Here is a 12,089-nt window from a genome sequence, read left to right as displayed (position 1 = left end):
CGAGCCATAGTGTCGGTGACGACGCGACTACCTCATGCGCGTGGCCGACTTCTTCGAGCCGGTGTGCAGCGAAGCCGTGATCGGCCACCGTGTCGAGCGCGTCCCCGCTAGCCCGATGCTGCGACGAGGCGACACCATCCGCTGGGCCGCGAGCCGCCCAGCCGCCGTACCATGGCCCCGTGACTTCGATGGTGGCGCACGATGCCGCCGCGGGGGTGACCGGCGAGGGCGCCGGGCCGCCCGTGCGGCGAGCGCCAGCGCGCACCTATCAGGTCCGCACCTACGGCTGTCAGATGAACGTCCACGACTCCGAGCGGCTGGCGGGTCTGCTGGAAGCGGCCGGCTACCGGAGGGCGACCGACGGTTCCGAGGCCGACGTCGTGGTGTTCAACACCTGCGCCGTCCGCGAGAACGCCGACAACAGGCTGTACGGCAACCTCAGCCATCTGGCCCCGCGCAAGCGCGCCAATCCCGACATGCAAATCGCGGTCGGTGGCTGCCTGGCGCAAAAAGACCGCGACGCCGTGCTGCGCAGGGCGCCGTGGGTAGACGTTGTCTTCGGCACCCACAACATCGGGTCTTTGCCCACGCTGCTGGAGCGCGCCCGGCACAACAAGGTCGCCCAGGTCGAAATCGCCGAGGCGCTGCAACAGTTCCCGTCGTCGCTGCCCAGCTCCCGCGAATCTGCCTATGCCGCGTGGGTTTCCATCTCGGTGGGCTGCAACAACAGCTGCACGTTCTGCATCGTCCCGTCGCTGCGGGGTAGGGAGGTCGACCGCAGCCCGGCAGACATCCTGGCCGAGGTGCGGTCCTTGGTGAACGACGGTGTGCTCGAAGTCACCCTGCTCGGCCAAAACGTCAACGCCTACGGCGTCTCGTTCGCCGACCCCGCATTGCCCCGTAATCGGGGAGCTTTCGCCGAGTTGCTGCGGGCCTGCGGAGACATCGACGGGCTGGAGCGGGTCCGGTTCACCTCCCCACACCCGGCCGAATTCACCGACGACGTCATCGAGGCGATGGCGCAGACGCGCAACGTCTGCCCCGCGCTGCACATGCCGCTACAGTCCGGATCCGACCGGATCCTGCGCGCGATGCGGCGGTCCTATCGTGCCGAGCGCTACCTCGGCATCATCGAGCGCGTGCGGGCGGCCATCCCGCATGCCGCGATTACCACCGATCTGATCGTCGGTTTCCCCGGGGAGACCGAAGAGGACTTCGCGGCCACGCTCGACGTGGTGCGCCGGGCCCGCTTCGCGGCCGCATTTACCTTCCAATACTCCAAGCGGCCCGGGACACCGGCCGCGCAACTCGACGGACAGCTGCCGAAAGCCGTTGTGCAGGAACGCTATGAACGCCTGATCGCGCTGCAGGAGCAAATCTCGCTGGAAGCCAACCGCGCCCTGGTCGGGCAGGCCGTCGAGGTGCTGGTGGCCACCGGGGAAGGGCGCAAGGACACCGTCACGGCGCGCATGAGCGGGCGGGCGCGCGACGGGCGCCTGGTGCACTTCACCGCCGGCCAGCCGCGCGTGCGTCCCGGCGACGTCATCACCACGAAGGTCACCGAAGCGGCGCCGCACCACCTCATCGCCGACGCCGGCGTCCTGACCCACCGCCGCACCCGCGCCGGCGACGCGCACACCGCCGGGCAGCCGGGGCGCGCCGTCGGCCTGGGCATGCCTGGGGTCGGGCTGCCGGTCAGCGCGGCCAAGCCCGGAGGATGCAGATGATGAGCCACGAACACGACGCCGGGGATCTCGACGCCCTCCGCGCTGAGATCGAGGCGGCAGAACGCCGCGTTGCGCGCGAAATCGAGCCAGGCGCGAGGGCTTTGGTTGTCGCAATCCTGGTGTTCGTGCTGTTGGGGTCGTTTATCCTGCCGCATACCGGAAGCGTGCGCGGCTGGGATGTGTTGTTCAGCAGCCACGGCGCCGGCAGGGCCGCCGTCGCGCTGCCCTCGCGGGTATTCGCCTGGTTGGCGCTGGTGTTCGGCGTTGGCTTCTCGATGCTGGCGTTGCTCACCCGGCGGTGGGCGCTGGCTTGGGTGGCGCTGGCGGGTTCGGCGATGGCCAGCGGTACCGGGCTGCTGGCCGTATGGTCGCGTCAGACGGTCGCCGCCGGTCATCCCGGCCCCGGTATCGGGCTCATCGTCGCCTGGATCACCGCGATCGTGTTGACATTCCACTGGGCCCAGGTGGTGTGGTCGCGCACCATCGTGCAGCTCGCAGCCGAGGAGCGGCGTCGCCGCGTCGTCGCGCAACAACAGTGCAAGACGCTGCTGGACCACGTGCAAACGGACTCCGAGGCCGGGACAACGCCCGACCGCGGCACCGACCGTTAGGGGCGTCGGGTCAACGCGTCGGCGGCTGCCTCGGCCCACTGCCGCCATTGTTCGGCGTTCGCCTTCGCCTCGTCGGCTTCCTTGGTGCGACCGGCCGCTGCTGCCTTCTCGGCCTGGTGTTCAAACTGCTCGGCCCGGGCGCGGAACTGCTCGGCGCGGGCCCGCGCCTGCGGGTCGGACCAATCCGCTTCGCCGGCTTCTCGCACCTTTTTCTCGACCGCGCGTAGTCGCCGCTCCAGCTCCGCGGCCCGCTCCCGCGACACCTTGCCGATCGCGTCCCACTTCTCGGCGATCGACCGCAGCGCTGCTCGAGCGGCCTCGTGGTTTGTCGTGTCGAGCCGCTCCGCTTCGGCCAGCAGCGCCTCCTTGGCGTCGGCATTGGCTCGCAACTCGGCCTCCTTCTCGGCGGTGGCGGCATTGCGAGCCGTGAAGAAGGAGTCCTGCGCGGCCTTGAAGCGACGCCACAGGGCGTCGTCCACATCCTTGCTCGCGCGTCCCGCCGCTTTCCAGTCGGCGAGCAGCTTGCGGAACTCCGCGCTGGTGGCGGTCCAGTCCGTCGACTCGGACAACTCCTCGGCCCGTTCACAAAGCCGTTCCTTGCTTTGCCGGACGCCGGATCGCTCACGGTCCAATTCGGCGAAGTGGGACCCTCGCCGCCGGTTGAACGTATCGCGGGCCGTCGAGTAGCGCTTCCACAGCGCGTCATCGACCTTGCGGTCCACACCGCTAATCGTCTTCCATTCATCGAGGATTGCCCGCAGCCGGTCACCGGCGACCTTCCATTGTGTCGCGTTGGCGGCCAGCTCCTCGGCTTCGGCGGCCAGCGCCTCTTTACGGGCGGTCTGGGCGGCTCGATGTTCCTCGCGTCTGGAGCGGTCGGCGGCAGCGATGACCTCCGCGCGATCACGAATGCTTGTCAACCGGTCTGCCAGCGCGTCGACATCGCCCAGCACGCATGCCGTCGGCAACGTTTCGGCCAGCGCGATCGCATGGGCTTTGATCTTGCGTGCGTCGCCGGTGCCGGACGCCAACCGCTCGTCCATCAGCATGATTTCGGTGCTCAGGTCATCGAATCGCCTGCCGAAATGGGCAAACGCGGCTTCGGGATCGCCGGCCTGCCAGGAGCCGACGATACGCTCGCCGCTCGCACTGACCAGCCACACCGTGCCGTCGTCGTCGATACGGCCGAAACGGTGCGGGTCGCTGGGAGGGTGCGCACCCACCGGGTAGGAGGTGGGTCGCGGCACCGGCCGGGGGCCGGGACGCGGTCCCGGGCGGGGCACCGGCGTGGCAGCCGGTTGGGGGGCCGACCCGGACGAATCGTCGCTGCGGGGCTCGTCGGCCGTCATGCGCTTGTCACCTACCTTGCAACCCTTCGCGCGTATGCCGCGCATCTGCCGCGCGAAGCGGCACCGATGTGGTCGGCCCGATGCCCTCACCCGGTCCTGCCACCGTTTCCAACAGTATTGAAGCAAGTATTGAGGCCGCTTGACAGACTGTTCGTCGCGATATTTGCCGATCGTGGGTGTCATGGCCCTGTGCTTTTCCGCCATCCGTAGAGCTGATCGAGGTCGGGGTCCAGCTGCCGCCGGTAGTAAGGGGCCGAACCGAGCTGTTACTCGCGCACCTCCCGTGGAAGCGCTGAGGGCCGTAAGCAACGGTCAATTGCACGGCCGACCCGCCGACCGCACTTGGGGCCGAGCCACCATGATGGCAATTCCTCATCAATCCCGGCGCAGCGAATATGCCGCAGAATTCCGAAGCCGATGACGAAGCACGCGTCTGCGCGCAACGTTTTGTTGTGATATTTGTCTGGCGCCAGTTCATCATCATTGAACAACTGCTTAAATCGAGATGTATCAGTCAGCTTCCGGGCCGAATGTCGGTGGGAGGTCACCTATGGCCAGCGTCGAATTCGCGACCATTCTGGCGCTGGGCGCCGCGTTGCTGGCCGGGATCGGGTATGTGACACTTCAGCGGTCCGCGCGACAGGTCACCGCTGAAGAATATGTCGGCCATTTCACGTTGTTCCACCTCTCTTTGCGTCACGCTCTGTGGTGGCTGGGCAGCCTGGCCGCAGTCGCCAGTTTCACCCTGCAGGCCATTGCGCTGACGATGGGTTCGGTGGTGTTGGTGCAGTCGCTGCAGGCCACCGCACTGTTGTTCGCGCTGCTGATCGATGCTCGGTTGACTCATCACCGCTGTACTCCCAGGGAGTGGATGTGGGCGGTATTGCTGGCCGGCGCGGTGGCCGTCATCGTCATGTCGGGCAACCCGGCGGCCGGCACTACTCGGGCCCCCTTCTCGACCTGGGCGGTGGTTGCTGTCGTGGTTGTTCCGGCGGTGGTGCTTTGTGTGGTTGGTGCACGGATTGCCTCGGGTTCGCTGTCCGCGGTGCTGCTGGCGGTGGCGTCGTCGGCAACGTTGGCGGTATTCACCGTGCTGACCAAAGGGGTCGTGACGGAGCTCGGCAAGGGGTTCGCGACACTGATCCGGACCCCCGAGTTGTATGCCTGGATCCTGGTTCTACCGATCGGGCTGATGCTTCAGCAGTCGTCGTTGCGGGTGGGCGCGCTAACCGCCTCGTTGCCGACGATCACCGTGGCGAGGCCGGTGATCGCTTCGGTGCTGGGGATCACCGTGCTCGATGAGGTGCTGCACACCGGCCGGGTGGCCCTGGTCGCGCTGGTGGCAGCGGTAGTGGTGGTGGTTGTCGCGACCGTAGCCTTGGCCCGTGACGAGGTCGCGATGATGACGGTTTCCGCCGGCGAATTGGGGGCCGCGGGCCAGCTTGCGGTTCGTTGACCGTCTCTGGCCAATGAGCGCGGGACAGTGTCGGCCTCTCAGCACGGTCTCTTTGCAGCCGTTGCTCCACGAGGCCGAATCCGCCCGCCAAGGCGTTAGCTTTGTGTTGTGTTGAGCGCCATCGGGATCGTTCCGTCCGCGCCGGTGTTGGTTCCCGAACTGGCCGGAGCCGCCGCTGCCGAGCTGGCCGATTTGGGGGCCGCGGTGATCGCGGCGGCCTCCTTGTTGCCGAAAAGCTGGATTGCTGTCGGAACCGGGCGCGCCGACGACGTCGTGCGCCCCACCGACGTCGGCACCTTTGCGGGCTTCGGCGCCGACGTGCGAGTCGGGCTCGCGCCGCAGGACGGTGACGGAGTTGCCGTTCCGGTGGAATTACCCCTGTGTGCGCTACTTACCGCCTGGGTACGGGGCCAGGCCCGGCCTGAGGCCAGGGCACAGGTCCACGTCTATGCCAGCGACCACGGTTCCGATGCCGCGGTGGCACGTGGCAGGCAACTGCGAGCCGACATCGACCGGGAGCCCGATCCGATCGGGGTACTAGTCGTCGCCGACGGCCTGAACACCCTGACGCCCCGCGCTCCCGGCGGCTATGACCCCGACGGCGCCGGTATGCAGCGGGCTCTCGACGACGCGTTGGCCAGCGGCGACCTCGCCGTCTTGACCCGGCTGCCCGCACAGGTGCTTGGGCGGGTGGCATTTCAGGTGCTGGCCGGCCTGGCCGAGCCAGGACCGCGATCGGCCAAGGAGTTCTACCGAGGAGCGCCACACGGCGTGGGGTATTTCGCCGGTGTCTGGCAGCCGTGAGACCGTTGGCGATTATCGGACCGACGGGCGCCGGCAAGTCCCAGTTGGCGCTCGACGTCGCCGCGCGGCTCGGCGCCAGGGTGAGCGTGGAGATCGTGAACGCCGACGCGATGCAGCTGTATCGCGGCATGGACATCGGGACGGCGAAGCTGCCCGTCAGCGAGCGCCGTGGCATCCCGCATCATCAACTCGATGTCCTGGATGTCACCGAAACCGCGACCGTGGCGCGCTACCAGCGGGCCGCCGCGGCGGACATCGAGGCGATCGCAGCCCGGGGAGCGGTGCCGGTCGTGGTGGGCGGCTCGATGCTGTATGTCCAATCCCTGCTCGACGACTGGTCGTTTCCCGCAACCGATCCTTCAGTACGCGCGAGATGGGAGCGGCGTCTGGCCGAGGTCGGGGTGGATCGGCTGCACGCCGAGTTAGCCCGCCGAGACCCGGCTGCAGCCGCGGCAATCCTGCCCACAGATGCCCGGCGCACGGTGCGGGCGCTCGAGGTGGTCGAACTCACCGGGCAGCCATTTGCCGCGTCCGCGCCACGCATCGGTGCGCCGCGGTGGGACACGGTTATCGTCGGGTTGGACTGTCAGACAACGATTCTCGACGAGCGGTTGGCCCGTCGCACCGACCTGATGTTTGATCAGGGCCTGGTTGAAGAGGTACGCACTCTGCTCCGCAATGGTCTGCGCGAGGGGGTCACCGCGTCACGCGCGCTGGGCTACGCGCAGGTAATAGCCGCTCTGGACGCCGGTGCTGGAGCTGACATGATGCGCGCCGCGCGGGAGCAGACGTACCTGGGCACCCGCCGCTACGTGCGACGGCAGCGGTCCTGGTTTCGCCGAGACCACCGGGTGCACTGGCTCGACGCCGGTGTGGCCAGCTCACCGGACCGCGCACGACTGGTCGACGACGCCGTGCGGTTATGGCGGCACGTAACCTGATCTGGTGATTGAGGAGTGGCGCAGATGATCTTCGCGAAGGGCCACGGTACCCAGAACGACTTCGTGTTGCTGCCTGACGTCGACGCCGAGTTGGTGCTCACCGCTGCCCGGGTGGCGGCATTGTGCGACCGGCGGAAGGGGCTGGGCGCCGACGGGGTGTTGCGGGTTACGACCGCCGGAGCCGCCCAGGCGGTAGGAGTGCTGGACAGCCTGCCCGAGGGTGTCCGCGTGACCGACTGGTACATGGATTACCGCAACGCCGACGGGTCGGCAGCCCAGATGTGCGGCAACGGTGTGCGAGTGTTCGCGCACTACTTGCGTGCCAGTGGCCTGGAGGTTCGCGACGAGTTCGTCGTAGGGTCACTGGCCGGACCGCGACCAGTCACCTGCCACCACGTCGAGGCGGCCTACGCCGACGTCTCCGTCGACATGGGCAAGGCCAACAGATTGGGCGCAGGGGAGGCTGTTGTTGGTGGCAGGCGGTTTCACGGCCTGGCCGTCGATGTGGGTAACCCGCATCTGGCGTGCGTGGATTCCCAGCTGACCGTCGACGGCCTGGCGGCATTGGACGTGGGTGCGCCGGTGAGTTTCGATGGTGCGCAGTTCCCCGACGGGGTCAATGTCGAGGTACTCACCGCGCCGGTCGACGGGGCGGTCTGGATGCGGGTTCACGAACGCGGCGTGGGGGAAACCCGCTCGTGTGGCACCGGGACGGTTGCGGCCGCGGTCGCCGCGTTGGCGGCGGTGGGCTCGCCGACCGGAACGCTCACCGTGCACGTGCCGGGCGGAGAGGTCGTGGTTACCGTCACCGATGCCACCAGCTTCCTGCGTGGGCCGTCAGTGTTGGTGGCCCGCGGAGATCTCGCTGACGATTGGTGGAACGCGATGGGGTGATCCCAGGCAGCGGCTTATGCCGGCAAATTCAGATGCGCGGCCAGCTGCCACGTGCCACCATCGGGTACTGGCTATGACATATCCAGATCCGCCCCAGACGGGCCTTTCGGACTTCACACCGAGCCTCGGTGAGCTCGCACTCGAGGACAGATCGGCGCTGCGCCGGGTTGCCGGGTTGTCGACCGAGCTTGCCGACGTCTCCGAGGTGGAGTACCGCCAGCTGCGCCTGGAGCGGGTGGTGTTGGTGGGAGTATGGACCGAGGGCAGCGCGGCTGACAACCGGGCAAGCCTGGCCGAGCTGGCGGCATTGGCCGAAACCGCCGGCTCCCAGGTGCTCGAAGGACTCATCCAGCGTCGCGACAAGCCCGACCCGTCGACCTACATCGGCTCGGGCAAAGCGGCCGAACTCCGCGAAGTGATCGTGGCGACCGGCGCCGACACCGTCATCTGCGACGGCGAACTGTCGCCGGCGCAGTTGACCGCCTTGGAAAAGGCTGTGCAGGTTAAGGTTATTGACCGCACCGCGCTGATCCTCGACATCTTTGCCCAGCATGCCACCAGCAGGGAGGGCAAAGCCCAGGTGTCGCTGGCTCAGATGGAGTACATGCTGCCGCGGCTGCGCGGCTGGGGTGAGTCGATGTCACGGCAGGCGGGCGGTCGCGCCGGTGGCAGTGGTGGCGGGGTGGGTCTGCGCGGTCCCGGTGAGACCAAGATCGAGACTGACCGACGCCGCATCCGCGAGCGGATGGCCAAGTTACGGCGCGACATCAGGGCCATGAAACAGGTCCGCGACACCCAGCGCAGCCGTCGCCGGCACAGTGACGTGCCGTCGATCGCGATTGTCGGCTACACCAACGCGGGTAAGTCCAGCCTGCTCAACGCGCTGACCGGGGCCGGGGTGCTGGTACAGGACGCGCTGTTTGCCACCCTGGAACCCACCACCAGGCGCGCGGAGTTCGGTGACGGTAGGCCAGTCGTGCTCACCGACACCGTCGGCTTTGTGCGGCACCTGCCCACCCAGTTGGTCGAGGCGTTTCGCTCCACGCTGGAGGAGGTCGTGCACGCCGATCTATTGGTCCACGTCGTGGACGGATCCGACGGCCACCCGCTAGCCCAGATCGACGCGGTCCGTCAGGTGATCTCCGAGGTGATCGCCGACCATGACGGCGATCCGCCGCCCGAGCTGCTGGTAGTGAACAAGGTTGACGTCGCTAGCGACCTGATGCTGGCCAAGCTGCGGCACGGGCTGCCCGGCGCGGTGTTCGTTTCCGCCCGCACCGGCGACGGTATCGATGCGCTCCGACGGCGGATGGCCGAGCTGGTTGTGCCCGCCGACACCGCCGTCGACGTGGTGATCCCGTACGACCGCGGCGACCTGGTGGCCCGTGTGCACGCCGATGGGCGGATACAGCAGGCGGAGCACAAGCCCGAGGGCACCCGGATCAAGGCCCGTGTCCCGGAGGCGCTGGCTGCCACCTTGCGCGAGTTTGCGCCGCGAGCGTAACGCCACGGCGAATTCGGTGCACGCAAGCTCGCCGTGGCGTTACGCTCGCGGCGGCTGGCGCGCCCCGGCTACCTGCCGACCAACCGCCCGGTTGGTATTGTTGGGCACCAGAATTTTCTTCCCCGGAGGGCATCCATGGGCAGTGCCACCAAGTACCAGCGCACACTTTTCGAACCCGAACATGAGTTGTTTCGCGAGTCTTACCGGGCGTTCCTCGATCGCCACGTCGCGCCCTATCACGATGAATGGGAAAAGACCAAGATCGTCGACCGCGGCGTGTGGCTGGAGGCCGGCAAGCAGGGATTTCTGGGCATGGCGGTGCCCGAGGAGTATGGCGGTGGGGGTAACGCGGACTTCCGGTACAACACGGTCATCACCGAGGAAACCTGCGCCGGACGGTACAGCGGGATCGGTTTTGGCCTGCACAACGACATCGTGGCGCCGTACTTGCTGGCGCTGGCCACCGAAGAGCAGAAGCGGCGCTGGTTTCCCAACTTCTGCACCGGGGAATTGATCACCGCGATCGCGATGACCGAGCCCGGAACCGGTAGTGACCTGCAAGGTATCACCACCCGTGCCGTCAAACACGGTGATCATTACGTGCTAAACGGGTCAAAGACGTTCATCACCAACGGGATCAATTCAGACCTAGTGATCGTGGTGGCGCAGACGGATCCCGAAAAGGGTGCGCAAGGGTTCAGTTTGTTGGTCGTCGAACGCGGCATGGCTGGATTCGAACGCGGCCGCCAGCTGGACAAGATCGGGTTGGACGCCCAGGACACCGCCGAGCTGTCCTTCACCGACGTGGCGGTTCCAGCCGAAAACCTGCTCGGCCAGGAGGGGATGGGGTTCATCTACTTGATGCAGAACCTGCCGCAAGAACGGATCTCGATCGCCATCATGGCGGCCGCGGGGATGGAATCCGTGCTGGAGCAGACACTGCAGTACGCCAAGGAGCGCAAGGCGTTCGGCAGGTCGATCGGTAGCTTCCAGAACAGCCGATTCTTGCTGGCTGAGCTGGCAACCGAGGCCACTGTGGTGCGCATCATGGTCGACGAATTCATTAAGCTGCACCTGGCGGGGAAGTTGACGGCAGAGCAGGCCGCCATGGCCAAGTGGTATGCCACCGAGAAGCAGGTGTATCTGAACGACCGCTGTCTGCAGCTGCACGGTGGGTACGGCTACATGCGCGAATACCCAGTCGCCCGGGCCTATCTCGATTCGCGGGTACAGACGATTTACGGTGGCACGACCGAGATCATGAAAGAGATCATCGGTCGTGGCTTGGGTGTTTAGGCGCAGCTAGCCCTCAGCTAGCGCGGGCTCACATGTGCGCGTCGCGCGCGGCATGGGCCCTGCACAGCAGCGTCATCAGGTCGTCGTCCTGTCCGGGCTGCATGCGGTATTTCGTTGGGAGAGTGTTGATCTGGCGTTCAGCGGCCAGCAGTGCGGTAAAGATCTTGTCGCGTTCGGCCGACTCGGTCTCATAGTGCAGGTCGAGGTATGCGGTTGCATACCGCCGGGCCCTCGCCATGGCGTTCTGCGCCCGTCCGCGCGCCGACCAGAACGACGCCGCGGTCGTGATCAGCAGGACGATGATGATCACCGTCAACGACTGGGTGGTGCTCACCTCCACGGTCGGGACCGGCTTGCCGCCGTTGATGAACGGAATCTTGTTGTCGTGCAATGCTTCCAGCATCAGTTTGACGCCGATGAAGCCAAGAATCACGGCCAACCCGTAAGACAGATAGACTAGCCGATCCAGCAGGCCGTCGATCAAGAAGTACAGCTGGCGCAGGCCCAACAGCGAGAACGCGGTGGCGGCGAACACCAGATAGACGTTTTGGGTCAGGCCGAAAAGTGCTGGAATCGAATCGAACGCAAATAGTATGTCAGTGCCACCCACGGCGATCATGACCAGCAACAACGGGGTCATCATTCGCTTGTTGTTCGAGACCGTGAACAACCGGTCTCCGTTGTAGTCCTGTGAGGTCCGCAAGAAGCGGTCGGCTAGCCGGATAATGACGGACCTCTTGAGCGTTTCGGCGTCGCGGCTTTCTAGCCCGGTGGGTCTGGCGAGGTTGCCCGCCATGACCAGTAGGACCAGGCCGAACAGGTAAAAGGCCGAGTTGAAGTTCTCGATGAGCGCGGCGCCGACGAAGATGAATCCGGTGCGCGTGACGAGCGCAAACGCGATACCGAACAACAGCACCTTTTGTTGCGCGAGACGAGGCACCCCGAAGCTGCTGATGATGACCAGAAATACGAACAGGTTGTCGACCGACAGGGCTTCGTCGGTCAGGTAGCAGGCGAAATATTCGACCGCCAGCTCTGAGCCGCCGAACACCACCACTGCGATGCCGAACAGGATCGCTATCCCCACGAAGGTCGCCGACTGGATGACGGCCTGACGTAACGTCGGTACATGGGTCTTGCGTACGTGGAGGACGTAGTCGACCAACATCAAGCCGGCGATCAGGACGATGGTGAGGGTCCAGACCAGGCCGGAAGCACCCATGTCAGCCGGGATTCCTCTCACCGCATCAGTCCGGTTGTCGTTTCCGGCACGGTAACGCAAACCCGGCCCGGGCTGCAGCCCGGTTGCTCACCACAGCAGCGTGCCCCGGCATCAATTTGACATCGGCTGGGTATCCGTTTTCGTAATATTTGCGATTGGACTTCGCAATCGTCGTTCGCCGGAGCAATGTTATGCGAGCCCGGGGACAATACGGACCGCAGCGGGGACCGGCCCACGGTGGGAGATCCACCGGCTGGCGGGCTAGGCAGGGCATCGGCTGGGAGG

General features: G+C 66.3%; 12 protein-coding genes. 8 read left to right on the top strand and 4 right to left on the bottom strand.

The window, feature by feature from the left end; translation table 11 throughout:
- Positions 1-188 precede the first annotated feature (188 nt).
- Both miaB and FF952_RS14425 read left to right on the top strand, forming a co-directional pair.
- Positions 189-1,727, top strand: coding sequence for a tRNA (N6-isopentenyl adenosine(37)-C2)-methylthiotransferase MiaB (gene miaB / locus FF952_RS14430; protein ID WP_003414001.1), 1,539 nt, complete (start codon positions 189-191; stop codon positions 1,725-1,727).
- Positions 1,724-2,338 (top strand): Rv2732c family membrane protein, encoded by a 615-nt coding sequence (locus FF952_RS14425; protein WP_003413999.1) that lies wholly within the window; start codon positions 1,724-1,726, stop codon positions 2,336-2,338. Before miaB ends, FF952_RS14425 begins: the two co-directional genes overlap by 4 nt.
- On the opposite strand, the gene FF952_RS14420 is transcribed toward FF952_RS14425, so the two are convergent.
- Both FF952_RS14420 and FF952_RS14415 read right to left on the bottom strand, forming a co-directional pair.
- Positions 2,335-3,687, bottom strand: a complete 1,353-nt coding sequence (locus tag FF952_RS14420) for a DUF349 domain-containing protein (RefSeq protein WP_003413997.1) — start codon at positions 3,685-3,687, stop codon at positions 2,335-2,337. The two genes, FF952_RS14425 and FF952_RS14420, sit on opposite strands and share 4 nt — an antisense overlap.
- A 7-nt stretch (positions 3,688-3,694) precedes the next feature.
- The gene (locus FF952_RS14415; RefSeq protein WP_003901458.1) at positions 3,695-4,171 is read right to left on the bottom strand and encodes a hypothetical protein; all 477 of its coding nucleotides are present in this window, start codon (positions 4,169-4,171) and stop codon (positions 3,695-3,697) included.
- 66 nt (positions 4,172-4,237) lie between these two features.
- Here FF952_RS14415 and FF952_RS14410 point away from each other — a divergent pair, with 66 nt between their 5' ends.
- The 6 genes from FF952_RS14410 (at position 4,238) to FF952_RS14385 (ending at position 10,582) form a co-directional block, all read left to right on the top strand.
- The gene (locus tag FF952_RS14410) at positions 4,238-5,143 is read left to right on the top strand and encodes a DMT family transporter (protein ID WP_244736060.1); all 906 of its coding nucleotides are present in this window, start codon (positions 4,238-4,240) and stop codon (positions 5,141-5,143) included.
- A 108-nt stretch (positions 5,144-5,251) separates the two neighbouring features.
- Positions 5,252-5,947: a class III extradiol ring-cleavage dioxygenase family protein gene (locus tag FF952_RS14405; protein WP_003899452.1), complete on the top strand. Its 696-nt coding sequence runs from the start codon at positions 5,252-5,254 to the stop codon at positions 5,945-5,947.
- Positions 5,944-6,888, top strand: a complete 945-nt coding sequence (gene miaA, locus FF952_RS14400; RefSeq protein ID WP_003413989.1) for a tRNA (adenosine(37)-N6)-dimethylallyltransferase MiaA — start codon at positions 5,944-5,946, stop codon at positions 6,886-6,888. The genes FF952_RS14405 and miaA overlap by 4 nt, the downstream gene beginning before the upstream one ends.
- Before the next feature lie 24 nt (positions 6,889-6,912).
- Entirely contained in the window at positions 6,913-7,782 is an 870-nt protein-coding gene (gene dapF, locus FF952_RS14395) for a diaminopimelate epimerase (protein WP_003413987.1), read from the top strand.
- A 73-nt stretch (positions 7,783-7,855) separates the two neighbouring features.
- Positions 7,856-9,286 (top strand): GTPase HflX, encoded by a 1,431-nt coding sequence (hflX, locus tag FF952_RS14390; protein WP_003911950.1) that lies wholly within the window; start codon positions 7,856-7,858, stop codon positions 9,284-9,286.
- A gap of 135 nt (positions 9,287-9,421) precedes the next feature.
- A complete protein-coding gene (locus tag FF952_RS14385; RefSeq protein ID WP_003413981.1) occupies positions 9,422-10,582 on the top strand; it encodes an acyl-CoA dehydrogenase family protein in 1,161 nt (386 codons plus the stop codon).
- Between the two features lie 28 nt (positions 10,583-10,610).
- On the opposite strand, the gene FF952_RS14380 is transcribed toward FF952_RS14385, so the two are convergent.
- Both FF952_RS14380 and FF952_RS14375 read right to left on the bottom strand, forming a co-directional pair.
- Entirely contained in the window at positions 10,611-11,804 is a 1,194-nt protein-coding gene (locus tag FF952_RS14380) for a TerC/Alx family metal homeostasis membrane protein (protein WP_003413979.1), read from the bottom strand.
- A 25-nt stretch (positions 11,805-11,829) separates the two neighbouring features.
- Positions 11,830-12,078 (bottom strand): glycosyltransferase family protein, encoded by a 249-nt coding sequence (locus FF952_RS14375; RefSeq protein ID WP_031680800.1) that lies wholly within the window; start codon positions 12,076-12,078, stop codon positions 11,830-11,832.
- Positions 12,079-12,089: the final 11 nt, after the last annotated feature.

The organism is Mycobacterium tuberculosis complex sp. N0072, from assembly GCF_030323725.1.
GTDB classification, from domain to species: domain Bacteria; phylum Actinomycetota; class Actinomycetes; order Mycobacteriales; family Mycobacteriaceae; genus Mycobacterium; species Mycobacterium tuberculosis.
This window is presented reverse-complemented; position numbering and strand designations above follow the sequence as displayed.